Raw genomic sequence first — 25,338 nt, forward strand, 5'->3', positions numbered from 1 at the left:
CTCGTGATGTCATCAGAACGCGAAGCGTTCTGATTGCAAGCAAGAAATCGAAGATTTCTTGCACTGACGAAAATCGCTTCGCGATTTTCGAACCACCCCGCAGTAAACAGGTTCAGGTGAAACTTTGGAGCCCGGTCTGGGTCTGGCCGGATTTGACCTCCTGCCACGAGACGCCGACCGCCTCGATGACGCGCGCGATCGGTCCCTGAAGTGTTTTTTCAAGCATCTTCTCCCAGTCGACCTCGAACTCGTCGGGAATCTGGTCTTCGTACTCGAAACAGATCACGTCGGGCGTGCGCCGGAACTCGGTGTAGAGGGCCTGTTCTTCGGGGCTGAACGTCGACTCGTCGACATCCTCGAAGAAGTCCGGATGGATACGATCGAGATAGAGCCGTTTGGGTTTGCTGCCGCGCTGGAAGTTCGTCCCGAGGAGGAGGTTCGCGTACTTCGCACCGCGGACCTGGGCGGTGTCGGTGTCGTAGTCGTCGAGACGCTTGCCGATCCCACCCGGAATGCCGATCTCGTCGAGCGGAACGGAGCCCTCCGCGCTGAACTCTTCGATCACGTCGTGGACGTAGGTTTCGACCTCGTCGAGGTCCTCGCCGTGGACGATCCGCTCGATCACCTCGCGCTGGACGCGTTTGGTGATCGGTGCGATGTCCGAACGCTTGTACTCGAAGCCCGTGATATCGACGTCGTCGACGTCTTTGCCCTCCTTCCAGATGATGTGGCCGGCGTAGCGTTTCTTCTTGCCGGCCTGGAAAAACCGTCGGTAGAGCTTCTCGAACTCGATCTGGAAACGGTGGTCGTCGGCGTTGAGTGTGTCTCGCGCAAATTCGTCGTACGCTTCGTTGATGTGGTCCTCGATATCGAAGGCCTGCTCGATGGCTGCCTCTTTCGTGAGGTCGGCACCAAGCTCTGTCATCACACTGTCAGTATCTCCGTACGTCACCTCGTAGTCCATCTCGTTCGCGGCGCGCTCGGTGAATGAGATGACCTCCCGGTTGGTGGAGGTCACGCCTGCACTCATCGCCCGGTCGTAGAGTCGGAAGCGATCCCAGCCGAACACGCCGTAGAGGCTGTTCATGATGACCTTCACGGCCTGCTGCTGGCGGTCGAATCGCTGGTACTCGCCGGTGCCAGGGGAGTGATCGTCGCGACGAGCTTTCTTCTCCTCGCGCTCGGTGAGGAGCTCGTCCACCATCTCCCGGATCATCCCGTCGGGTTCCTTCCGGAAGTGGATTCCAGTGGGTGTCTGGTAGGTCTCGCCGTCGTAAGTATCGGGATCGACCTGGGTTTCGGGCGAGGCGTTGATCGTCACCATCGACATCGGGTAGAGGGATTTGAGGTCGAGCACCGAGACCATCTCCTTCACGCCGGTGATGGGATCGAACACTGCACCGCCCTCGAAGTCCTCGGTCTCCTGCTGGCCCTTCGAGGGGAGCGCGAACTTCCCGTGGGCCTCGTGGAGCACGTACATGTCGACGGCGTCGCCGGGTGTGGTGGCGTCCTCGAGCTTGCAGCCCACGAAGGTGGCGACTTCCTGCCAGAACGGGATCACGCCCTGCTGGCGGTCGATCTCGACACAGAGCTCCACGTCCCGGAGGTTGTATTCGAGGAGTCGTTCGGGGTCGTCCTCCCAGAGGTCGCCGATGTCGCCCGGATAGCGTTCCTTGCCGGCGTCGAGTTCGACCTCACCCACGGCGTCCAACCGATAGGAGTCGAGCTCGGTGAACTGGGTGCGCTGGTAGGCGTACAGCAGATCGAACACCACCCGTCCTTTGACGTTCGGCCCCTGCCAGTCCGATCGCCAGACCTCGTTCACCCGTGAGAGGCGATCGGGGTCGAGGTCGTGTTCCTCACAGCCCGCGCCCCCGAGTTCTTCGAGCCGGTCGATGAAGTACGGCGCGTCGAAATCGGTGAAGTTCCAGCCGGTCATGACGTCCGGATCGGTGTCCTCGATGTAGTCGAGAAACGCCGCGAGCATCGCCTCCTCGGTGTCGTATCGGTACACGTCGGCGTCGATCTCGTCGTCCTCGCTGCCACTCTCGCTGCTGTCGCCGCTGCCGCCGTCGATCGCCTCGTACCCCGCGAGCTCCTCGGGCCCCATCTCGCCGCCAGGCGCTTCGTAGAGCCAGACGGCGTACTCGTCGCGGGCGGAGTCGTGACTCGACAGGCAGACGATGGTCTCCTCGCCGTCCTCGGGGAACCCCGAGCGGTCGTCGACCTCGATGTCGAAGGTGCAGACCCGGGCTTCGGCTTGCATCTCGATCGGTTCGACCTCGTCGAGGGGAACGACGAGCGCGTCGTCCGTCGCCCGTCGTTCGGGGATCCGAAGACCGCTCGTCACGTCCGTGTCGATCAGGAACCGGTTCGGGAACAGCACGTCGGCCTCGTAGTGATCGAACCGATCCCGAATCTGGCCGACGTCGCGCGGGGTCTGGCCGAAGATCTTGGTGAGTGACTCGCCACGAATGCTCTCGTAGGCGTCGCCCTCGACGGCCGACTCCTCCCAACCGGTGATTCGATCGTGATCGAGCCGGTCGTCGTCCTCGTCGAGCGATGCGGTCGGCGCGTAGAAATAGGGCCGAAACCCGTGAACGCGGACGTGTTCGACCTCGTCGTCCGCCGTGCGGCCGAAGACGTGGATGATCGGCGTTTCCTCGTCGCCGCTGCCCTCGATGGTGTAGTCGACCTGGGTCACCGCGATCTCCACAGTACTATCGGCGTCGGGGTAACGCCGTGCGGCGGGGTCGGTGATCTCGGCGTTCGCCCCGCCGTCGCCAGCGACCGCTCGGGCTGCCGTCGCCGCTGCCGACCGATCGCTCCCGCCCGGTGCGACGCTGTCGCCGAGCGTCGCCTGCGTGGTCCCCTCCTCAGTCATGGAGTGTGGTTCGCCCCCGCCGGTAAAAATCCCCGCGGTCGTCGCGTCGAACCCCGGCCTGGCTTGCCGTTTCGGTCGCCGGGCAACGTCGGCCGAATCCGCAAACACTATTACTTGGTACATGGTACCGCGATACAGTATGTCAAACGCTACCGATCGGCCCGACCCGCCCGCACGGACGGCCGCCGAACCGTCGCCGCCGGCCGGCCTCGAAACCACCGAACGCTACGAGATCGACGACGGCGTCGTGTTCTACGACGCGGCGAATCCGCTCGCGTGGCTCGAAGCGGGCCACGCGCTCCGGCTCGCAGACCAGATCTGAACCGGTACGGAATCCTTTTGCGCGGCGGACCCGGTACTCCGGGCGTGTCAGACGACTCGCCGGGCGATTCGACACTGGACGACGCCGGCGACTCGCTGCCGGGGACGGATCTCGGGTTCGACGTCGGGGCACTCGATGCGGAGCTCGGGCCCGACGATCCGTCGGTTTCGATCCCCGATACGTCGGACGCCGACGCGTCGCCGGCACTTCTCCGGGCGTTCTGGGGGAGCGTCTTCGCGCTCAAGATCGGCGCGATCGCAGCGACCCTCGGCCTGCTGTTCGGGTTCTTCCAGGGTCGGTGGCGGCTCGCGGGGCTCGGCGTCGCGATCGGACTCGTGGCGTTCGCGAACGGCTATCGGCAGTACCGACGGTATCAAAACCGCTAACCGACCGTGGCCGGTAGAACGAGTATGGACACTGCCCGTATGGACACTACCCGGAACGACCGCGCGCTCGCGCTGCTGCGCGAGATCGACGCCAACGGGCCGTTCGCGGTGCGGACGCTGCTGTCGCGGTACGATCTCTGCGAGAGCGATCTCCACGGACTGTGTGCGGAGCTCCGGGCAGCGGGGTTGCTCGCGGAAGCGGAGGTGGCCGGCGAGCGCGGGTATCGAACCACCGAGCGCGCTCGGAAGGAACTCGAACGAAGCCAAGAAGTGTAGCCTCTTTCCGGGGTCCGGGTCATCGAAATCGACGCCCTAAACGCTTCTCGAAGCGTCAGTTCGTGTGCCGCGTCAGGCAGACCGGCAGTCCGGCGATCTCGACCGGACGGACGTTCGGCTGTTTGACCACCATCTGTCCCTTGTTGAACTGGGTCACCGCGTCCTCGAACTCGTCGGGAACGTACACGTCGTGGCTATCGACGACGTCGCGTTCGAGACCGAGATAGATCCGGGTGTTCATCTGCTTTCGGACGTCGTCGTTGATGTCCTGGGGCGTCTGCGTGATGATGTAGAGCCCGAACTTGTCCTTGCGGCCGCGCTTTGCGGCCTGCTGGAAGTTGCTAACGAGGTAGTTCTCTCGCGGATCGTCTCCTCCACCGGTGAGATACTCGTGAGCCTCGTCGAGCGCGAGGAGCAGTGGCGTCCCCTTGATGTGGGGGTAGTCGACGTTGCTCCCGACCTTGTTGCCGACGATGTGTGCGAGGAGACAGGACACGACGATCCGGTCGGTTTGACCACGGAGATGGTCGGTCGGGATGACCGTCACCTGCGAAGGAGAGAACATCCGCTGGGTAAGGTCAGTCAGCGACTGCGTACCGTGATCGAAGATCCGGTTGTACTCGTACTTGTCCACGATACGCTCCCTTGCTGCGATTTTCACCGAATCCATCTCGGTGATGGCGTCGTTGTCGTCGGCGAGCATCGTCTCGGCGTAGGTCGAAAACGCGTCGTACGTTGGGGTGCCCTTTTCCTGTCGGAAGTAGCGCGAGATGACGTCGTTGATCGCGGAGCGCGTCCGTTCGGGTGGTTTCGACGAGTACAGCAACTGTCGGTTGGTGCGAACCAGTTCGAACGGGATACCGAAGGCCTCGGCGTCGTTGTGGTCGATGTTCGTGTCCTCGATGTACGGGACGAATATCTCGAAGTCGACGTTCGGATCGTCGTCGATGCCGCCGTGACGGACACCCTGATTGTCGAGCCGGTCACGGAGCGCCTGGCCGTAGTCGGCGTCGTCGGGATCGTCGCCCATCTCGACGTACTCGCCCTCCGGATCGATCACGGTGGCGTTGAGCCCCCGAACGCGTTCGTCCTGGATGTCGGTTGTCGCCGCTTCGCGCTCTTCCGGCGGTACCTCGATCGTGTAACGTTTCTCGGTCGCGAGCTGTCGAAGAACGTTCTTCGAGGCGTGGGTCTTGCCCTGGCCGGTCGAGCCGGCGACCTGGAGGTGGCGGAACACCGTCGGCTCGCCAGCGTCCTCGTTCTCGTCGGTCGCGTTCGGGTTGAAGAGGTAGTACGGCAGCGGGTCGTCCTCGCTCGGGATGCGATCGCCGCTGACGGCCATGTGCCCGACGAACGCCCCCTCGTGGGGGATCCGGAGTGCAGTCCGGAGGAACGCCTCGTTTTCGACGAGATACGCGTCGGCTCCCGGTTTCGGTGGCTTGTCCACGGTGGCCTGGCGAAGCAGCTCGTCCGCGTCGTTCGCATCGTCCGCATCAGTGGCGTCGTCAGGATCGAACTCCACGGTGCTAATCGGATCGATCCGCGCGACGTACGCGAACGACTGCTCGCCTGGCGGGTTGTGGTAGCCACCGTCGCGCTTGTCGGTGATGTCGGCGACGGTCTCGTATTCGAGCCTCGCGATCACGCCGACCAGCATCGCCGTCGAGTGGTCCGCACCGGGACCGGCGGGGTACGGAACCCGAAGATAGTCGCCGAGCCGAACGCTCTCGCGGGTATCCGAGTCGACGAACACGCGAACGCAGGACTCCTCGCGATCGACTACGATGGGTTCGTCCTGGGCGGTGACGTGGCCGACGCGCCGACCCTCGTCCACACCGAACGGGGCCGGTATCTCAACGGTCGTGTCGGTCTCGTCGCCGCCGCTACTCCGTCTCGCTTTGATCTCGTCCACGCTCGTCTCGCTCATATGGAGTTACTACCGAGTCGGTTCGGCGCAACTCCTGTTAAAACTTCACCCAAAGTCCGTCTCCAGTCTAGTAATACACTTGCCAGAGTATAATCAGCACGATTGTCGATAGGCCGAGCGAATCGTGTGGAGTTCTGTTCGACGGTGGACGATCAGGATCGGCTGGAGTTACTCGCTCTCGAAGCGATCTTGCCCCCGCTGTACCTCGCGTTCTGCAACCGGAGCAACGTTTTGAATGACGTTGAGGAGGTTCTTGCGGTCATTTCTCGTGATGCGGGCGTTCTCGTCGGCGAACGTGATCGCCCGCGGCTCGTTTTGTTGTTGAGCGAGTTCGACGAGTGCCTTTCGCTGGATCCGCTCGCGGAATCGATCGTTTCGGGCGAACATATACGGCGTTTCGACGCGCATCACGGTCCCCGATCGCGGACACCTGGCGTAGAAGAACGCACGCTGATATTCCTGTGGATCGCCGTACCGGAGCGATACGCCATCGAACGATCCAAACGGGATGACCGACTCGCCGTGGGCGGTCTGTTCGGTCTGGAACAGCCACGGTGTGTAGCTGATGAGGTGACCGCGGTCGCCGTAGAGATCGGCTTCGGTGTGGAGAGCGTTGCTGAACAGTTGGGTGTCGCTCGACCACGGGAGCGGCAGTTCCAATCCATCGATATCGGTGTTCCGAATCTTGTCTTCGAGAGCGGTTAGTGCGACCGACGAACGGCCCGTCTTGACGATCCCGATGACGGGGAGATCGTTCTCGTACATCGTCTCGATGGTCGAAACGTAGTTCTGGAGGATGTCGCCGACCATCTCCGGCCAGATTTCGGCCATGCCCCGCGGTCCGCCTTCTACCTGGCCGAACAGCATCCATTGGAATGCAGGACTGGGATACAGTGGCCCATCGATGAACAACGGTCCATCGAGTTCGTCAGCGAGTTCGCGAGCGTGTTTTCCCTCAGCGAATGTCCGTGAGACACCGACGACATAGTCTTCGATGCGGTTCGTACGCTCACATGACGGGAACGAGAAAAGGTGAGCGTCGATGTCTTCGGGAGTATCGAGACCAGCACTGCGCGCGCCGCCCAATGAAAATCCATCGGCGTTGAGATATGCGATGAGCGTCGTCGTAGTGCGGCGGGCGAGATCGGTGTTGTCGCTCTCGCCGGAAACGCCGAGCTTTGCGGCGCTCGCGCCAGCGATGAGACCGTTGTGGAACCGAAGCGAGCGGGTCGTGGAGCCATCGATACCGTAGGTGACGGGCCACGGGTCGTCCCACTCGGCGAGTTCGCTCGTTGGTTCGTGGGTGACGGCGAACGCCTCCTCGGTGAGGGTCGTGACGTTCCCGCCGTCGCGTGTAAACTCAGCGATGGCGTCGGCTGCCGTCGTGGTCTGCTGGTCCGCGAACTCGCCGACGGCTCTGTCGAGTTCGTCGAACATCTCCTCGAACGTCGAGTAGGTTTCCATTCCCGTCATCCGCTATCACCGACGCGGAGATCGCAGGCGTCGTCTCGTCTCATTTCGGATGAGGGTCGTTTCGACACGTCGGTTCAAAAACCTTCCCGAGCCGAAAACGGCCGCACCGTGCCGGAACGGCGACGATCGATGGGTGCACAAGCACCGGTCGACGAATCAGGCGTGCGGAGCGAGTCTCAGTCGTCCGCAGCCTCGGCCTCTTCATTCGGTGGTGGGGAGGGCGACGCGTTGCTCGCCCGAACACGGCTGGTCTCGGTCGCGGGGTCTTTCTCGACGAAGATGGTGTGATCGCTGTTCTCGATGAGGGTCTCGTCGTGGCTCACGACGAGCACCTGGGGCACGTTCCAGTCGCTGATGGTCTCGATCATCGTCTGGAGTTCGCCGACGTGGTCGTCGTCGAGGTACGTCGTCGGCTCGTCGAGGATGAACGGCGGCAGCGCCGATCCGGCGACGCCGTCGCGTTGGGCGATGATGCGGTAGACGCCTGCCCGGAGCGCGAGATTGAGAATGGTCGACTCGCCGCCGCTCGATAGTTCGGGTTCGATGAGTTCGCCGTCGGCGGCGATCAGGTGGATGTTGTATTTCTTGTCGATCCGAACGCCCCGATAGGACTGGGACTGGTAGAGATCGCCGAACATTTCGTTCGTGTACTGGTTGAGCTTCGCGAGGTTGCGCTCGCGGAGCTTTCCACGGACCTCGCGGTACTTCTCCATCACTGCCGCCGCCTCTTCGTGGCGTTCGGCGGCCCACGTCACCTGGTCGTCGAGCATCGCGGCACGCTCGCGTTCGTCCTGGAGCTGGCGTTTCGTCTGATTGAGCTCGGCGAGCCGGCCGGTGAGGTCCTCGATGCGCGCTTCGGCTTCGGCTTTCTCGTCGCCGATCTCCTCAGCGAGATCCTCGATTTCGTCGATCTCCGCGCGGAGGTCGTCCGGATCGGCGTCGCCGAGTTCGGCTTCCAGTTCGTCGACGTCCGCTTCGAGGTCGCGGACGCGGTCGTGTGCCTGGCGACGGAGCTCACGAACGTTCTCGACGTTCTGTTCGTGTTGAGCGATCTGTCCGTCGAGGTCGTCGATGTCCCCGTACAGGTCGACGGCCCGACCGACGAGCCGCTCGGTGGTTTCGGCGTCAGCGACGCACTCGCGAGCGGTTTCGAGCTCCGTTTCGGCCGTCCGCTGCTCCTCACGCTTTTCCTTGCGCTCGTCCTGCCGTTCGGCGAGTTCCTCGCGGAGCGAGTCGAGCTCCGCCTCGCACTCCTCGATCGTCGCCTCGGCGTCGTCGATGTCGTCCTGTGCGTCCGAGACCGCCTCGCGAGCGTCGTCGAGATCGTCGCGCAGGTCGATGGCTTCGGTCACCTGTCGTTCGAGGGAATCGAGACGATCGCGTTCGTCGTCCAGCTCGGAGAGCCGTTCGTTTTTCCGCGTCAGGGCGGCGTCGTGTTCCGCGGCGACGGCATCGGTGTCGATGTCGTGGGCGTCCTCGCTCGCCCCACAGACCGGACACTCGCTCTCGGCAGCGAGTTCGTCGACCTGGTCCTGGAGGGTTTCGAGCCGGCCGCGCTCCTCGCGGACGGTCTCGCGCTCATCGGAGACGGTCCGGCGTTTCTCGGGAACATGTGACTGGGCGAGCGCCCGCAGCGACGCGTCGCGCGGGATATCGAGTTCACCGGCCCGATCGGCGATGCCGTCTTTCTTTTCGGTGAGGTCGGTTTCGAGTCGCTCGACGCGTTCCTCGGCGTCGGCACGGCGCTTCGCAGCAGCCTCTCGCTTCTCCTCGGCGAGTTCGAGAGTCTCGTCGATCTCGTCGATCTCGTCGGTTGTTTCGGTGATCGCTTCGTCGAGCGTTTCGATCTCGACGGCGAGTGTCGAGAGCGTCCCCTCCTCGATGGACTGCACTGCTGCGCGAGCGGATTCGGCGTCCGATTGTGCGGTTTCGTGGGTGCTCTCGGCGGCCTCCTTCGAACTGAGGCCGTCCTCGGGCGTCGCGTCGTGCTCGCGGAGTTCGTCGAGTGCGTCGTGCTTCTCGTCGAGGGCCTCCTCGGCTCCCCGCGCGGCGGTCTGCTCCGCTTCGAGGGACTCCTTGTGACGTTCGTGGTCGTCTTCGGCGTCCGCGAGCGTCTCGCGTTTCGCTTCGAGATCGCTTTCGAGGTCGTCGATGCGATCGAGTTTGTCCTCTTTGTCCGATTTCCGGTCTCGGAGTGTTTCGAGATCGCCTTCGTGGGCGGCAACGTCGTCCTTCTCGGCGGATATCTCCTCGGCAGTGTCGGCGATCGCTCCCTGGATCTCGTCCTGTTCGGGAAGATCGTCGAGTCGGTTCCGTGCCTCGGTGCGCTTCGCTTTCGCGTCGCGTTCGGCCTTACCGTATTCGAGGCGCACTGCGTCCATCCGATCGACGAGATCGTCCACGTGGTGGAGTCCGAGCAACCCGTCGAGGATCTCGCGTCGCGTCTCGGTGTCGGCGTGGATGAGTCGGGTGATGTCGCCCTGCTGGACGTAGACGGAGTTGACGAACGACTCGGCGTCCATTCCGATGATACGGCGGATCTCCTCCTGTACCGTGCCGACCTGCGAGACGTCCTCGTCGAGCGCCGGAGAAGAGAGCTGCGGATAGCCGCTTTTGGTCTTCGCGCCGTCGACCTCGCCGTCGTCGTAGGTCTTCTCGACCCGCCAGTCGACGGTGTACTCCTCGCCGCCCGCCTCGAACGTGAGAACGAGGCGTCCCTCGTCGGCCTGCTTGCGAACGAGATCGGGGAGATCGAAGTCCGAGCCGACCTGGTACTTGATCGCAGTCTGGAACAGCCCGCCGAACACTCCCTGGAGGATGGTCGACTTGCCCGCGCCGTTCGCGCCGAAGATGAGGTTTTCGCCCCGCTCGAACGGCACCGTTTGATCGTCGTAGCTCCGGATGTTCTCCAGCCGGAGCCGCTTGAACACGAGCGTCACGGCGCTATCGCTCCTCGATGGTGGCCTCGCCGAACGCCTCGGTCTGCGCCGTCCGGATGCGGGCGTTCATCTCCTCGCGGATGTCGTCCGTGTCGACGTCCTCCCACTCGGGAGAGCGGACGAGATCGTCGGCTCCGGTAGTGATCGCCGAGAGATCGAGCTCGTCGACCGCGCCGTCGAGCAGTCGATCGATGTCCGCCTCGGTGTCGCTCTCGTCGAACTCGAAGTCGAACTCCGCCTCGGCGACTCGTTTGTCGGTGACGTGAGGAACGGCGACGTCGTAGTCGGCGAGCAGATCGTGGACGTCGCTCGCGGTGACGGAAACGTCGGCTCCCCGGAGGCGGACGACGACCACCAACTCTTCGAGGGCGTTCGTGCCGGCCTCCTCGAGCACTCGTTCCTCGACGAATTCGATCCCGTGCCCCGCTTCGAACGCCACGTTCACGACGGCGAACTCCCGAGGAACGTTTTCGCGGCCCGCACTCTCGATGGTTCGTGTCGTGAGTGTGAGATCCCCGTCTTCGATCTCGATGAGATAGACACTCGGAGTACCGGTCTCGGCGACCGAACACCGTTCGGTTGCCCCGGGGTAGAACGCCGTCACGCCCCGTTTTTCGGTCTGACACGTCGAGTGGAAGTCGCCCAGTGCGAGCCCATCGGGAAGGAAGTTCAACCGATCGAGGACGTCCGATTCGAGGTCGTACGGATCGCCACGGTGGGGCGGAACGAGCGGTTCGAGCAGTTCGTGCATGCAGAGCACGGATGCGTGATCGTCGGGACAGGTATCGAGAGTGAAATCGGCGGTTTCCCACTCGGGGGATCGGACGGCGTCGATGCCGTACAGCGAGACGGGATCGTCGCCGTCGGGGTCGGTTACGACGGTGGGCGTTTTCGTGAGACGACCGGTGTTGCCGAACCGTTTGACGATGTCCATCCACTGCTCCTCGCGCTTTCGCTCGTGGTTGCCGACGATGGCGTAGAAGGGGATCTCGGCCTCGGCGAGGCGACGGACGGCATCGAGGCAGCGGTTGACCGTCGGGACGCTCGGGGATGGGTCGTCGAACAAATCACCCGTGTGGATGACCGCGTCGACTGCTTCCTCGGTCGCGATGTCGATAGCCGCGTCGAATCCGTCCGCGAAATCCCCTCGACGAACGTCGCTTCGATACTGGCGGTTTCCGAGATGTGTATCGCTTACGTGGAGCAGTGTCGTCATTGTAAGGAAGACCGTTTGTGACCAACAGGTGGGTGTTATACAAAAGCGCACGGACGCGACAGCGGTTCACCCCGACCATGACGACTAATCGAGTGGGCCTCTCGTCAACTGAGGATGCGAAATCGTTCACACAGCGACCGAAGCACGGAATCAACCGGTTTCGGCGTCGTTCCGCCAGTGACGCTACCCGAAGTCTCTTATGAACCAGCGCCCTATCGCTGGCAATGACCGATACGGTGGACGACGTGGAGCAACCGTACGATACAGACGCCTCACACCAGGAGAAGATCGATTCGCTCGAAGACCGCATCGACATCCTCGACGCCCAGAACGAGGAGATGCGCGACAAGCTACTGGATGCGAACGCCGAGAACAACAAGTACCAGCAGAAGCTCGAACGGCTCAACCACGAGAACAAGAAGCTGAAGCAGTCGCCGCTGTTCGTCGCCACAGTCCAGGAAGTCGCCGAGGACGGCATCATCATCAAACAGCACGGCAACAACCAGGAGGCGCTCACCGAGGTCACCGACGAGCTCCACGAGAAGCTCGAACCGGGCTCCCGTGTCGCGGTCAACAACTCCCTTTCCGTGGTCACCGACCTCTCGGACGAGACCGACGTCCGGGCGCGGGTGATGGAAGTCGAGGAGAGTCCCGGTGTCGACTACGACGATATCGGCGGCCTCGCGGAACAGATGAACGAAGTGCGGGAGACCGTCGAGCTCCCGCTCGAAAGCCCCGAGATGTTCGACGACGTCGGCATCCAGCCGCCATCGGGTGTGCTGCTCCACGGGCCACCCGGCACGGGCAAAACGATGCTCGCGAAGGCGGTCGCGAACCAGACCGACGCGACGTTCATCAAGATGGCGGGCTCGGAGCTCGTTCACAAGTTCATCGGTGAGGGCGCGAAGCTCGTCCGGGACCTCTTCGAGGTCGCCCGTGAACACGAGCCCGCGGTGATTTTCATCGACGAGATCGACGCGATCGCCTCCAAACGCACCGACTCCAAAACGTCGGGCGACGCCGAGGTCCAGCGCACAATGATGCAGCTCCTCTCCGAGATGGACGGGTTCGAGGAGCGCGGCGAGATCCGGATCATCGCCGCCACCAATCGCTTCGACATGCTCGACCGCGCCATCCTCCGGCCTGGCCGGTTCGACCGGCTCATCGAGGTTCCCAAACCCGACGCCGAGGGCCGCGAGAAGATCTTCGCGATCCACACCCAGGAGATGAACCTCGCCGCCGACGTCGAGTTCTCGGAGCTCGCGGCGGACGCGACCGACGCCAGCGGCGCGGACATCAAGGCGGTCTGTACCGAGGCCGGGATGTTCGCCATCCGCGACGAGCGCACCGAGGTCCGGATGACCGACTTCGACGAGGCGTGGGAGAAGATCGAGGCCGACGAGGAGGCGACCGGCGACGTGACCAAAACCTTCGCCTAAACAACCTTTTTACGTCGTCGGGTGGCCTCCCTCCGGTCGGCCACCACTCTCTGCTCACGGGTGCGAAGCACCCGTTCGCACGGTACGAGGGACGCGAAGCGTCCCTCGCTATCGCCGGCGCGAAGCGCCGGCTGTAAGAGGTTCCTTCGGAACCTCTCTACTCGCAAAAACGTTGATGAAAAACTCCCGCGAGCGCCCAGCGGGCGCTCGCGGTGAGAACACTGGCGCTCTCCGCGACCGCAACCGCACCGCCACGCAACCGCCGACCGCAACCGCCGACCGCAACCGCCACGCAACCGCCGACCGCAACCGCCACGCAACCGCCGACCGCAACCGCCACGCAACCGCCGACCGCAACCGCACCGCCGAAGCCCTCGTTCGCTTCGCTTACTCGCCCTTCATCCACCAGGTCCGCACCGTAATACCACAACGTCCGCAGCACGATTCGTCGGAGTCGGGGTCATTCCGACGGAAGCTGTGGTCGGTAGAACTGAGGCGCGTGGTGGCCGTACACGGCGTATCGAGGTCGAAATTGGGCCGTATTTAGCGGCAGGCTCCGTCAACATCTCACACAAGCAAGTATTAATCTTTATACCCACGCTGATCCCCGGTATATGTCATGCGCAGACTCGGCCGGCACGTCGCCGACGCCTACCGCAACCTCCGCCACGGTGGGCCCGACGTCATCCGGGAGTTTCTTTCGCGGGCGTACTTCGGAACGGTCCCCTCCGTCGATCCCGATCCCGTCTACGCCGAGGACTGGGACCTCCTGATCGTGCTCGACGCCTGCCGGGCCGATCTCTTCGACGAAGTCGTGGCCGACGGCAGCTACGAGGGCCTCTACGGCGGCGAATCCCGCATCTCGGCCGGCAGCACCTCGACCGAGTGGATCGAAGGCGTCTTCGGCGACGCCGACCCCGACGACCTCCGCGATACGGCGTACATCACGGGCAACCCCTACTCCGAATCCCACCTCGACGAGGAGTCGTTCGGCCTCGTCGACGAAGTCTGGCGGTACGCGTGGGACGACGAACTGGGAACGATCCCCGCACGACCGCTGACCGACCGCACCATCGCCGTCGGCCGCGAGCGCTCGTTCGATCGGATGGTCGTTCACTACATGCAGCCACACTTCCCCTCGATCCCCGACGGCGACCGCGATACGGGCGTCACCCTCGACGAGTTCGGCGACGAATCGATGTCGGTCTGGGAGGAGCTTCGCTTCGGCCAGCGGACCGAGAGCGAGGTCTGGGAGAGCTATCGCGCGAACCTCGAATACGTGCTCGGCGAGGTGCAGCTCCTGCTCGATCACGTCGACGCCGACCGGGTGGTCGTGACGGCGGACCACGGCAACGCGGTTGGCGAGGCGGGACTGTACGGCCACGCCGAGGGCGTCGCGCTCCCCTGCCTCCGAGAAGTGCCGTGGTGTAAAACCACCGCGACCGATCGCCGGGTCCACGAACCCGCCCAGTACGACGCCACCGCGACCAGCGGCACGACCGCCGCACGGCTCAAGTCGCTTGGCTACGCCTGAGAACCTTTTTACTGCGGGGGTTCGCGCCCTTCGGGCGCTCAACCCCTTGCAAAAACGTTCACCGGAGCGGCGAAGCCGCTCCGAGCCCTCGTTCGCTTCGCTCACGAGGACATGAAAAACTCCCGCTCGCTCGGCCTGCGGCCTCGATCGCGGTGGAATCGCTGACACTCTCCGCGACCGCAACCGTACCACACAGCACCGCCGAAGCCCTCGGCCCTACGGGCCTCGCCCTTCATCCACCAGGAGAGCGAAATCCCCCTGAAGCACCCACCTCCTGACCCACCGACCACTGACCCGACTCCGGAAAGTCCTTGACCGACGGGAGCGCCACCTCGGACAGTAGCCGTGCCCTCGAAACCGAACCTCCTCGTGCTCTGTGTCGACTGTCTCCGCGAGGACTGTCTCGCGTCGAGCGCGTCCGACACACCGTTTTTCGACGATTTCAGAGCATCGGGACTCGCCTGCGAGCAGCTGTTTGCGACCGCAACCACGACCACGCCCGCGGTCGCGAGCCTCCTGACGGGCTCGTACTCCGAGCGCAACGGCGTCCACTCGCTCCAGCACGGCCGGCTCGATCCCGAGGTCCCGACGCTCCCCGGAATCCTCGCCGAGCACGGCTGGCACACCGAAGCCCTCGCCACCGGGCCGCTGGTCGCCGAGACCGGCCTTGATCGCGGGTTCGACGTCTACCGCCACCGCGAAGAGGACGAGTCGCTGTTCGGCGACTGGCGCGAGACTGCCCACGACCGCCTCGCATCGCTGTCGGAACCGTTCGCGGCGTTCGTCCACTGCTGGGAGCTCCACGAGGACATCGACGTGCCAGCCGCGTACGACGAGCCGGCCTACGGCGACACCGACTACACCCGCGCACTCAGCGCGCTCGATCGGGAACTCCGTGATCTGGTCGAGACGCTCCCCGAGAACACCCTCGTCGCGATCCACGGCGACCACGGCGAGAGCATCACCCACCGCCACAACCCGCTGCGGCTCCTCGGAAAGAGCGTCCGCGACGCCATCCGATACTACGGCGGCGTCGACACCCGCACCGTGGTCGGCCGACTGAACCGTGCGCTCGACGGGCTCGGCCCCGACATCGATGACCACTTCCTCGAAAACGGCCACGGCGAGAACGTTTTCGACTTCACGACCAACGTTCCCTTCCTCCTCGCCGGCCCGGGAATCGACCCCGCGACGATCACCGCTCAAACCCGCCAAATCGACGTTCTCCCGACGCTGCTCGCGGCGCTCGACATCGATGTCGATGCCGGAACGGACGCCGAAATGGACGGCGACGCGCTCCTGCCGGCGGACGACGTCACCGACCGGCCAGCGTACATTCGAGCGTGCGGTGCGTCACTCCACCGCACGCGTAACTGGGCGCGCGCGATCCGTCACGACGGCGCGAAGTACATCGAGTATCCCGACCGCGAGTGGTCCGCGGAATGCTACGATCTCGACGCCGATCCCCAGGAACTCGCCTCGATCGAGGCCGACCGGCTCGCGGCGCGGCTGCAACGTCACCTTCCAACCGAAGAGCTCGGCGACGCCGAACGACTCGACATCGACGCCCGGCTTCGAGATCTCGGCTATCTCTAAGCTGGCCGGCCCACGATCGACGCACCACGGATCTTGATCGTCGCCGCCGCGGCGGCTCCCAGGCTGTTGGTCAGGAAGAACCCGCCGACGCTGTGAATCGTCACCGCCGCGGTCGCGATCGTCGGGCTCACGCTCGTCACGAGCACCAGGAGGGTGATGTTGACCGTCTCGATCCCGCCGAGCCCGCCGGGTGTCGGGACGATGCTCGCGGTGGTCCCGATCGGGACGACGAAAAACGGGATGTAGATCGGCACCGACGCGCCGACAGCGAGCAGCGCGACCCAGAGCCCGAGCGCCTGGCACGCCCAGCCGGTCGCCGAAAAGGCGAGCGCGGCCGCCACCCGCCGCCGATCGCCCGCGACGCGCTCGACCGCCTCGACGAAGTTCCCGATCCGGGTTGCGATTTCGTCCGGTTCGAGGGGATCACCTGGAAGCACGCCCGAGATCCGCCGGATCACCGGCGTCAGGCCGCTCACGAGCCGGCGCTGGAGCGCGACGCGCCGCCGCCACGCAAGCGCGGCGAGGAGGGGAAGACCGACCGCCGCCACGATCACGCTGGCGACCAACACTGCGAGGCCGTCGCTGAGCGCGACCGCAGTGGCGTAGTAGCCGACCCCGACGACCGCAAAGGACAGCGAGGGAACGAAGTTGAGCGCGTCGAGGCTCGCGATGGAGGCGAGCGCGGTCTCGAACTCCGTGTCGGAGATGTCGGTCAGCAGCCACGCCGTGACTGGCTCGCTGCTCGCCTGGCCGAACGGCACCACGTGGTTGATGAACGCCGCAGCGGCGGTGACGAGCACCGAATCGAACGACGAGAGATCGACGCCGAGCGCCGCGAGGATACACCGAAGAGCGAGCCCCCACGCGAGGAGCCACGCCACGATCGTCGCGGCGACGACACCGACGAGCGGGAGACTGGCGCGCGCGAGCGCCGCGAGCACGTCCTCGACGCCGACGAACCAGAACAGCGCGGCGAACACGACACCGGCGGCGGCGAACCCGACGAGCACCGACGAGAGCTTTCCGCGACGCATATCAGTCCCACACGGGGGGAGCGCTTGAACCCGGCGGAACCGCTCCGTGACTCGGGGATCGTCCTTCGTTCCGAGACCGGGTCGGCGATATACTTATCCCGTCGACCCCCAACCGTGGCGTATGCGCGAGGGGTTCCGACCGATCGTTCTCGTCGCTGCCGTGGTGCTCGCGGGCTGTCTCGGCGGGGCGACGGGCGGAGCTCCCTCGGACACTGCGCTCTCGTTCGCCACGGCCGACGACGCCGGTCTCGACTACGAGACGACGGATTCGGGCCTCGGCAACGGCAACGACAGCGTCTACGCCGCGGACTACGACAACGATCTCCAGACCGATCTCCTCGCCATCGGCGGTGACGACCCCACGCTGTTCCACAACACCGGCGGCGCGTTCGAGCGATCGGAGGCACTCCCCACGATACCGGGCCACGTCCAGAGCGCGCTCTTCTTCGATCGTGACGTCGACGGCTGGCAGGACCTCCTCGTGCTCCGGCGGAACGCCACACCGGTCTTCCTCGAAAACCGCGAGGGCGAGTTCCACCGAGCCGACGTGGGACTCGACGACGAGCTCGCGATCCCGGTGAGTGCAAGCGCCGGCGACTACACCGGCGACGGCTGTCCCGACCTCTTCGTCGCCCAGTACGGCGACTGGGAGAGCACCACCCCGAGCGCGTGGAACGCGCCGACCACGCTCATCGAGCAGGACAACGGCAACCCGAACCTGCTCTACCGCGGGACCTGCGCGGACGCCACGAACGGAAGCAGCGGGTTCGAGCGCGCCACCGATGCCGGGATCGAAGGGGCACACTGGAGCCTCGCGACCAGCTTTGTCGACCTCAACGGCGACGGCCGATCCGACATCCACGTCGCCAACGACTACTACAACGACACGATCTACTACAACGAGGGCGATGGCACGTTCGAAAAGCGAGTCCTCGGCGAGCAGACCGATCGAAACGGGATGTCCTCCGAGACGGCGGATCTCGATGGCGACGGCCGACTCGACCTGTTCGTCACCAACATCTACTTCCCCGAGAACACGAGCGCGCTGTCCGAACAGGAGCGCGAGCTGTTCGAGAGCTTCGTCGAGAATCGGCTCGGCAAGCGGATGCGGGGCAACAACGTGCTGCTCGGAGCAAACGAGACGAACAGTACCGACGGGACGGATGGAGCGAACAACGCCGGCAGCACCAGCAGCGCCGGCGACGCCAACAGCACCAGCGTCGGCGACGCCAACAGCACCAACGCCAGCGACGCGGGGTTCACCTACGCCGGCGAGCGTCTCGGCCTACACCGCGGCGGCTGGGGCTGGGCGGCCGCGATCACCGACTTCGACAGCGATGGCGAACAAGACGTGTTCCACACCACCCAGACCATCATCGCATTCAACGACTCCGAGCCACGGTACCCGACCCCGATGACGTGGGTCCAACACGACGGCGACTTCTACCGCCAGAGCGCGACCGGTATCGGGTTCGAATCGACCAACGGCCGCGGAGTCGCCCATCTCGACTACGATCGCTCTGGGACCGCTGACCTCGCGCTGGCGACCTACGACGATCGCCACCGGCTCTACCAAAACAACGCCTCGCAGGGCAACAGCCTCCAGGTTCGCGTGCAGTCGGGAAGCCTGAACCACACCTCGCTCGGCGCGCGAGTGTCCGCCACCGCTGGTAACGACACCCAGCTCCGGGTGAACACCGCAAAAGCCGACTATCAGTCCCAGGACACCCGCTTCCTCCACTTCGGGATCGGTGAGAGCGAGTCGGTATCTGAACTTCGGGTGGTGTGGCCCGACGGCACGGAGCGCGTCCTCGAAAACGTCTCGGCAGGACAGCGAATCGTGGTGACGCCAGGCGGCATCGCCGACCACGCCAGCTATCGGAACGCCACGGGCTGAGGATCCTCGCGTCTGCTACTGACGGTCGTACCGCTGAGCGTCACTCCCGATCGGGTCGCGGCCCCGGCAGCGCCCGCAACGAGCGCGGCGGGATCAGGTAGGTCGCCCGGCGTTCGACGTCGAGGAAGTCGACGATTCCACTGTGGTGGGCGTCCGCGCCGCCGAGATCGTCCATCGCTTTGCGCGCCTCGATGAAGCTCTCCATCCCGCGCTGGATCGAGTTGAAGTTCATCCCGGCGTCGTGATCGGGCGACGTCCCGACCCCCTCCGACCGCCGGAGGATCTGGGGGTCGAAGTCGTCGTCGCGCGCCCGTGCAGTCTTCTGTGCGTGGCCCAGCCGTCCGTGGTCGTCGGCCTCGCCCTCCAGATCCTCGGCCATCTCCTCGGTGACGCCGCTCCGACCGCCGAGGTTCTCGCCGGTTTCGCCGACTTCCTCCGTGGTGTGTGCGGTGCTGAACATCTGAGTTACGCGGGCGTCGGCGTCGAGGTCGTACCACGCGTCGAGGTCGATCCCCAGCCGCGAGGAGAGCTGGGTGGTGCCGCCGGCGAACGGTCCTTCTCGAACGGTCACGCGATCCTCGGCGGGGTTGGTGTCCTGATAGCCCGACTTGTACCCCATCGAGAGCGGGGCATCGTCGTCGATCGCGTCGTGATCGATCTTCTCGGCGGGCAGTCCCCGCCCGACGACGCCGGTACGGCGATCGACCACCGAGAACACGTCGCCGATCCCCGCCTCCATCTCGATCCCGTTGAGCGCCCCCCGATCGCCGAACAGCGCCTCCTCGACCGCGAGCGGGATCGAGCCGTAGTCGCTGTTCAGGGTCAAGAGTGCGTCGGCGTCGTCGGCACGGTCGGTCGGCTCGTCGAGTTCGTCGAGCACGGCCGTCGGCGTCGGAAGATCGATGTCGTCAGGCAGCGACGCGTCGAACCGGGCGAAGTACGCGGGCGCGTACCCGAACATGAACAGGAGGCCGTCGTTGAACGTCGCGCCGGCTTCGCCGCCGGTGCCGCGCTCGAAGGCTCGTTCCACGGTCGAAAAAGCGCTCTCGACGGTCTCGCGCTCGTCGTTCGTCGGCGGCACCGACCCGGTGTACGAAAGCGAGAGCAGCACCTGGTGGCGCGGGAGAACGGTGTCGCCGTTGGCATCCGTGACGAGGAATTCGTTCCACGCGTGCTGTCGCTCGGGGAGCGACGCGAGGTCCTCGGGGCCGTGGGGAAACTCGGGCTCACTCGACGAATCGGCGTTCGCCTCCATATCGAGACACGCCGACAGCGCGCTCGCGCCACCGATCGCCACCGCGCTTTTCACGAACGCACGGCGATCGATCGGCTGGGGAGGATCCGATGGCACGGCCGGGCCAACGGTGTCGGAACGGAAAGCTGTGTCGTCGTGTGACAAATTCGCCAACAGCGGTCGCGATTGTCGGGACGACCGCGGCCGGCTGGCAGTCTCGGCCGGCGATGGCGCTACGCCGGGAGCGTTTCGGCGAGCGTATCGACGAACGCCGCCGACCGTTCGACGTGCGGGAGGAGTTTGGCGTCGTCGAACACCACCAATCGGGCGTCGGCGGCGTCGGCGATCTCTCGACCGCGTTCGAGTCCGGGGAGATCGGCGTCGCGGCCCCAGACGATCGTCGAGGGGATGTCGAGTGCGGCGAGTCGATCGTCGAGATCGACGTCGGGATCGAGAAACCCGCTCACGAACGAGGCGGGAGCGAACCGCGCGCCCGGCTGGTGGGTCGTCCGCCAGCGATAGTCGATGTACTCCTCGGTGAGGATCGACGGATCGGCGATGGCGTGATCGCGCTCGAAGTACCGGAGCGAGGGTTTGCTGGTGAGGAGGTTGAACAGCGCCTCGCCCACGAACGGCGCACGGAGCAGCGAGCGGAGCCACACCCGGCGCTCGGGCATCGTTTCGGCGGTCGGACAGACGAGGACGAGTTCGGTGAAGCCGGCGTCCTCGGCGGCGGTCGCGGCATACGCACCTGATAGCGACGACGCGACACAGATCGCGTCCTCGGTCAGATCGCTGGCGAACTCGGTCACGAACGTGGTGTAGAGCGACGCGGAGTACACGAGAGGCGGCCGATCCGAGCGTCCGAACCCCGGAAGATCGGGCGCGATCACGTGGTACTCGGCAGCGAGCTCCTCGAAGACCCGCTCGAACTCCCGGCTCGATCCGGCAGCGTTGATTCCGTGGAGGAGCAGACAGTCGGGGTCGTCCGGATCGCCCGCCTCGGTGTAGGTGATATCGAACCCGCGCCAGCGGTACGTGTGCTGGGTACCGGCAAGCGCGTGATCGAGCACGCCCGCACGACCGGTCAATGCACGATTGGTCACGGCGACGAATCCCGCGCCAGCGAGGGCACCGACGGCGGCGCGAAGCTTCATGTGGATGCCAACGGGCAACCACGGTTTATACGTGATGATGGTCTCCGACCGGCAGCGACCGGCGAACGGCCACAACGATTATGAGAGGGGGCATACATCCTCCGACGAACCGATGTCGAAAAGCGATCGCTGCTGTATCGTGTGTTGAAGACGATGGATCTCAATCGTTAATCTCTATGACGAATTATTTATATAGTGTTGTTCAGTTAATCTACGCGAAAGTGGACGGAGATACGACATGCCAGAAACGCCAACCATCGAAGCCGAGGCCACGACAGAGGAAAACGCCAGCGAGTTCGTGACGGGATCGGCGGCGCGCGTCGCCGTGCTCGAACGGCTGGTCGAGGGACCCGCGGCCCCCGACGAGATCGCTGCCGAGCGATCCGTCAGTGCCGCCAGCGCAAAGGACGCAGCGGCGGAGCTCCGGGAACGTGAACTCGTCGAACTCCTCGTTACCGACGACGAGCGCGTGTACGGGCTCACCGCGAAGGGCGAGCGAACCCTGTTCTTCCTCGAAACGGAGGGGAAGGTCTAGCGACCGTTCGGACCGCTTCGAGGGGGACGGATGCAGTCCGCAAGTCTCGGAGGGGTTTTTGCGAAACAACCAACCAGCGAAACACTGATGCCACGCAATGATAGCGGATGCGGCCGGAGGGGTAGCGAGACGGGAAGCGACTTCGCCATCGATCGGCGTTCGTGTCTGAAAGCCGCGGGGATCGCCGCCGGTTCAGCCGCGCTGTTTTCGGGATCGGCGAGCGCCGCGGAACACCGGGGGATCCGGTTCAAACGAACCGTAAACATGGTCGAGGACGCCGGCTGCGATCCGACCGGCACGGAGCCGTGTGACGAGCAGTTGCGAGCGGCGGCCGACGACTACACGCTCCTGAAGTTCCCGGCTGGAACCTACAAGTTCACCGAGAAGAACGTCGTGCTCGACACCACGAACCTGGGGTTCCGCGGCGAGGGTGACGTTCGCTTCGCGGTTCCCGATGGGTACAACGAGAAACTGCTCGTCGCCGACCGTGGAACCGGGCTACTGTTCGAGAACATCGACATCGATCAGCGAGCCCACGGAGCGACGCCGGGACTCCATCTCGGGGCGGCCGACGATCTCCAAATTCACGACGTCGAGTACATCGGCCAGGGTATCCACTTCGACAGCGAACCGCGCAGCGAGGGCGGCGGGAACCCGGCGGTCACGAACGCGCTCTCGCCCATCGTTCGTTCGGCGGACGGCACCGGTGTCGTCGAGAACGTGACGGTGAACGACGCCGGTCTGATGGGAGCGTACAACCGCGGTGAAGGACGCGTCGGCGTCTGGATCGGGATGAGCACCAGGGGAACCATCACACTCCGGGGTTGTCACATCGAGGGAGTCCCGAACAACGGCCTCTACTGCAGTCGAACCTACGGTGTCGTCCGTGTCGAAGGCGGAACCTTCAGGAACAACGACATCTCACAGGTCCGGATCGGCAGCGAGGGGAGCTACGTCGATGGAGCGACCATCGAGGTCGACGCTGGGGCGAGTAGCAGCCCCAATCCGGGGCAGATGCTCAACGGACGCGGGGTCCGCTTCGAGGTCGGCTCGCTCGACACCGCCGGACCGGAGGTCCGAAACTGTGACATTACGATTGCCGACGCCTCCCACTCCGGTGGCGGAGTGGTCGCGTCAGGCGATATCGGGCGGTTCGACGTTCGGAACACCCGTATCAAGGTCGATGTCGACGGCGTTCGCGGTGTGCTCGCGAAGGATCCGACCGGCGGAGCCTACAACACCGGTACACCGTACGACGGCACGCTGCGGAACGTCAGCGTCACCGGAAGTGCGGGCGGGACATCGGCAATCGAGCTGCGCCAGCGCTCCGGATCGGTGATCGAAGGGTGTTGCCTCCAGGTTTCAGGAGCCGATCGGAATGGTGTCACAGTGGTCGATTCGGACGACTGTGTCCTCCGGAACGGAACGATCGACGTGACGGGCGAGTCAGTCGTCCGCGAGAACGCATCGGTCGCCGTCAGCGGGATCGGCGATAGCGGCACCTGCCCGGCTCCGAGCGGTGCGTCGCCATCCCAGCCGCAGCCAGAGCCCGAACCACAACCAGAATCGTCGGAACCGGGTCCGGACGCGGACGTCCTGACGATCGAGGGCGCACCGGGGGCGGACTACGAGCTCGCGGCGAGCGAGAGCTTGGACAAAGCCACCACGATGGACGGAGCGACGATCGATCCGAACGACACCATCGACGGGGCGACCGCGACCGGCCAGGTCGGTGGCAGCGGTCGAGACAGCTTCGCCATCGGCGGTGAGATCACTAAACTGGTTCTCGACGGCGGCGCGAACCTCTACTACAACGGCGAGAACGTCGATCCCGCCGAGTTCCTTCCCAACACTCTTTCTGTCGAGAGTGACACTCACGCCGAGTTCGAGTTCACCGCCTCCGACGGCGTCGTCAAAAGCGCCGTCATGGGTGCGGCCGACCCCAACGACTCCGTCTCCGGCCGGACCGTCTCCGGCCAGGTCGGCGAGGGTGGTCGCGACAGCTTCGCCTACCTCGGCGACATCCAGAGCCTCGACATCGACGGCGACGCTACCGTCTACCGCAACGGTGACGCGATCGATCCCGACGAACTCGGATCGGGTGGCTCCGGTGGATCGAACGTCCTGACGATCGAGGGCGCACCGGGGGCGGACTACGAGCTCGCGGCGAGCGAGAGCTTGGACAAAGCCACCACGATGGACGGAGCGACGATCGATCCGAACGACACCATCGACGGGGCGACCGCGACCGGCCAGGTCGGTGGCAGCGGTCGAGACAGCTTCGCCATCGGCGGTGAGATCACTAAACTGGTTCTCGACGGCGGCGCGAACCTCTACTACAACGGCGAGAACGTCGATCCCGCCGAGTTCCTTCCCAACACTCTTTCTGTCGAGAGTGACACTCACGCCGAGTTCGAGTTCACCGCCTCCGACGGCGTCGTCAAAAGCGCCGTCATGGGTGCGGCCGATCCCAACGATTCCGTTAACGGCCGGACCGTTTCCGGCCAGGTCGGCGAGGGTGGTCGTGACAGCTTCGCCTACCTCGGCGAGATCCAGAGCCTCGATATCGACGGCGATGCCACCGTCTATCGCAACGGCTCGGTGCTCGCGAACCCGACACAGGCGTCGAAAAAGCAGGACGCACTGCCGTCGTTCGGCCGTCTGCCGTAACAGCAGTTGCCGATCACCCTCGGTGGCGTCGGGCCGGCGAGTGGTCGGAGGGGTAGCAGTCGATACTGGCTGTCGTTCTCGGTGGTAGCTTACGACCAGAACCGTTGATCGCCACGCGAGGGAGTTCGACGGAGTTCGACGGAGTCTGGGTTAAATCGGCGCTTCAAGACCCGTCCCGTAGTATCGCCGTGTCCGGAAGACGTTCGTTGGGGCGCTATCGACGAGAGATAGCTGAATCTGTGACGACAGTATCAGTCGAGAGCCACAGTACCCGAAACCGTATCGTCGTTCGTACGAGACCTTCCACAATGCTTATGCCCGCCGATTCGGTCGGTTAGAGTGATCGGTCGCATCCATGGGGCTTACCACAGGGCTGCGGTATCGCGTCGCGAGCACCCTCGGGACCGCCGTGCTCGTCGTGGGCGCGATCGTGGTAGCCAACCACCCGTTCGCCCAGCAGCTCCTGACGTCGCTCCCCGTCTCGGGCCGGCTCGTGCCCACGACACTCACTGACGGGGCGTTGACCGTGGCCGCAGCCACCGCCCTCGTCGTGGTGTTCGTCGCACTCGGGCCGCTATTCAAGCCCCGGCCCCGCCGGATCCTCGACACCATCTCGCTCACTGTCCGTCGGCTGTTTGCCGCGTCGCTCGCGCTCGCTGCGGTCGGCTACCTCGATTACACCTACCGGCTCCCGCGAACGACGCTCGTGATGATGGCGGTGCTGCTTGGGATTTGGCTCCCCGCGTGGTTCGTCCTGATCCGTCGCCGCCCCGTCGCCGGGAGCCACCGCGCAGTGCTGGTCGGCGACGATCACACCGC

Annotated in this window: 16 protein-coding genes and 2 pseudogenes; 10 read left to right on the forward strand and 8 right to left on the reverse strand. The window is 64.8% G+C overall.

Features of this window, described 5'->3' with window-relative positions:
- Nucleotides 1–112: 112 nt before the first annotated feature.
- A complete protein-coding gene (locus tag PHA81_RS19500) occupies nucleotides 113–2,884 on the reverse strand; it encodes a DNA-directed DNA polymerase (protein WP_273838416.1) in 2,772 nt (923 codons plus the stop codon).
- A gap of 139 nt (nucleotides 2,885–3,023) precedes the next feature.
- Between PHA81_RS19500 and PHA81_RS19505 the strand changes: the two genes are divergently transcribed.
- The 3 genes and pseudogenes from PHA81_RS19505 to PHA81_RS19515 form a co-directional block, all read left to right on the forward strand.
- Nucleotides 3,024–3,206 (forward strand): hypothetical protein, encoded by a 183-nt coding sequence (locus tag PHA81_RS19505; RefSeq protein ID WP_005044249.1) that lies wholly within the window; start codon nucleotides 3,024–3,026, stop codon nucleotides 3,204–3,206.
- A gap of 44 nt (nucleotides 3,207–3,250) precedes the next feature.
- Nucleotides 3,251–3,592 (forward strand): hypothetical protein, encoded by a 342-nt coding sequence (locus tag PHA81_RS19510; protein WP_273838418.1) that lies wholly within the window; start codon nucleotides 3,251–3,253, stop codon nucleotides 3,590–3,592.
- Between the two features lie 54 nt (nucleotides 3,593–3,646).
- Nucleotides 3,647–3,868 (forward strand): annotated as a pseudogene (locus tag PHA81_RS19515) (hypothetical protein); the annotation flags it as partial.
- Nucleotides 3,869–3,923: 55 nt separating this feature from the next.
- Here PHA81_RS19515 and PHA81_RS19520 read toward each other — a convergent pair.
- The 4 genes from PHA81_RS19520 to PHA81_RS19535 form a co-directional block, all read right to left on the reverse strand.
- On the reverse strand, nucleotides 3,924–5,795 hold the full coding sequence (locus PHA81_RS19520) for a DUF87 domain-containing protein (RefSeq protein ID WP_273838420.1): 1,872 nt from the start codon (nucleotides 5,793–5,795) through the stop codon (nucleotides 3,924–3,926).
- A gap of 168 nt (nucleotides 5,796–5,963) precedes the next feature.
- Nucleotides 5,964–7,268 (reverse strand): DNA double-strand break repair nuclease NurA, encoded by a 1,305-nt coding sequence (locus PHA81_RS19525; RefSeq protein ID WP_273838422.1) that lies wholly within the window; start codon nucleotides 7,266–7,268, stop codon nucleotides 5,964–5,966.
- Nucleotides 7,269–7,444: 176 nt separating this feature from the next.
- Entirely contained in the window at nucleotides 7,445–10,207 is a 2,763-nt protein-coding gene (locus PHA81_RS19530; RefSeq protein WP_273838423.1) for an AAA family ATPase, read from the reverse strand.
- A 4-nt stretch (nucleotides 10,208–10,211) separates the two neighbouring features.
- The gene (locus tag PHA81_RS19535) at nucleotides 10,212–11,423 is read right to left on the reverse strand and encodes a metallophosphoesterase (RefSeq protein ID WP_273838425.1); all 1,212 of its coding nucleotides are present in this window, start codon (nucleotides 11,421–11,423) and stop codon (nucleotides 10,212–10,214) included.
- A 224-nt stretch (nucleotides 11,424–11,647) separates the two neighbouring features.
- Between PHA81_RS19535 and PHA81_RS19540 the strand changes: the two genes are divergently transcribed.
- From PHA81_RS19540 to PHA81_RS19550, 3 genes are all read left to right on the forward strand, one after another.
- Nucleotides 11,648–12,862, forward strand: coding sequence for a proteasome-activating nucleotidase (locus PHA81_RS19540; protein WP_273838427.1), 1,215 nt, complete (start codon nucleotides 11,648–11,650; stop codon nucleotides 12,860–12,862).
- 619 nt (nucleotides 12,863–13,481) lie between these two features.
- Nucleotides 13,482–14,396 carry a hypothetical protein gene (locus PHA81_RS19545; RefSeq protein ID WP_005044264.1) on the forward strand — a complete coding sequence of 305 codons (915 nt, stop codon included), beginning with the start codon at nucleotides 13,482–13,484 and terminating at the stop codon, nucleotides 14,394–14,396.
- 345 nt (nucleotides 14,397–14,741) lie between these two features.
- Complete coding sequence (locus PHA81_RS19550; protein WP_273838429.1) at nucleotides 14,742–15,992, forward strand: sulfatase-like hydrolase/transferase; 1,251 nt, start codon at nucleotides 14,742–14,744, stop codon at nucleotides 15,990–15,992.
- Here the strand turns inward: PHA81_RS19550 and PHA81_RS19555 are convergent.
- Entirely contained in the window at nucleotides 15,989–17,026 is a 1,038-nt protein-coding gene (locus PHA81_RS19555) for a lysylphosphatidylglycerol synthase transmembrane domain-containing protein (RefSeq protein ID WP_273838431.1), read from the reverse strand. The genes PHA81_RS19550 and PHA81_RS19555 overlap by 4 nt on opposite strands.
- A 121-nt stretch (nucleotides 17,027–17,147) precedes the next feature.
- Between PHA81_RS19555 and PHA81_RS19560 the strand changes: the two genes are divergently transcribed.
- Nucleotides 17,148–18,923, forward strand: coding sequence for a CRTAC1 family protein (locus tag PHA81_RS19560; protein ID WP_273838433.1), 1,776 nt, complete (start codon nucleotides 17,148–17,150; stop codon nucleotides 18,921–18,923).
- Nucleotides 18,924–18,963: 40 nt separating this feature from the next.
- Here PHA81_RS19560 and PHA81_RS19565 read toward each other — a convergent pair whose 3' ends face one another.
- The gene (locus tag PHA81_RS19565) at nucleotides 18,964–20,274 is read right to left on the reverse strand and encodes a hypothetical protein (RefSeq protein ID WP_273838435.1); all 1,311 of its coding nucleotides are present in this window, start codon (nucleotides 20,272–20,274) and stop codon (nucleotides 18,964–18,966) included.
- Between the two features lie 116 nt (nucleotides 20,275–20,390).
- Nucleotides 20,391–21,314, reverse strand: coding sequence for an alpha/beta hydrolase (locus PHA81_RS19570; protein ID WP_005044272.1), 924 nt, complete (start codon nucleotides 21,312–21,314; stop codon nucleotides 20,391–20,393).
- Nucleotides 21,315–21,552: 238 nt separating this feature from the next.
- Here PHA81_RS19570 and PHA81_RS19575 point away from each other — a divergent pair, with 238 nt between their 5' ends.
- The 3 genes and pseudogenes from PHA81_RS19575 to PHA81_RS19585 form a co-directional block, all read left to right on the forward strand.
- The gene (locus PHA81_RS19575) at nucleotides 21,553–21,849 is read left to right on the forward strand and encodes a hypothetical protein (RefSeq protein ID WP_005044275.1); all 297 of its coding nucleotides are present in this window, start codon (nucleotides 21,553–21,555) and stop codon (nucleotides 21,847–21,849) included.
- An 87-nt stretch (nucleotides 21,850–21,936) separates the two neighbouring features.
- Nucleotides 21,937–24,519 (forward strand): hypothetical protein, encoded by a 2,583-nt coding sequence (locus tag PHA81_RS19580; RefSeq protein ID WP_273838438.1) that lies wholly within the window; start codon nucleotides 21,937–21,939, stop codon nucleotides 24,517–24,519.
- A 355-nt stretch (nucleotides 24,520–24,874) separates the two neighbouring features.
- Nucleotides 24,875–25,338: pseudogene (locus PHA81_RS19585) on the forward strand (sugar transferase); the annotation flags it as partial.

This window comes from Halococcus sp. PRR34 (genome assembly GCF_028617175.1).
GTDB lineage: Archaea > Halobacteriota > Halobacteria > Halobacteriales > Halococcaceae > Halococcus > Halococcus salifodinae.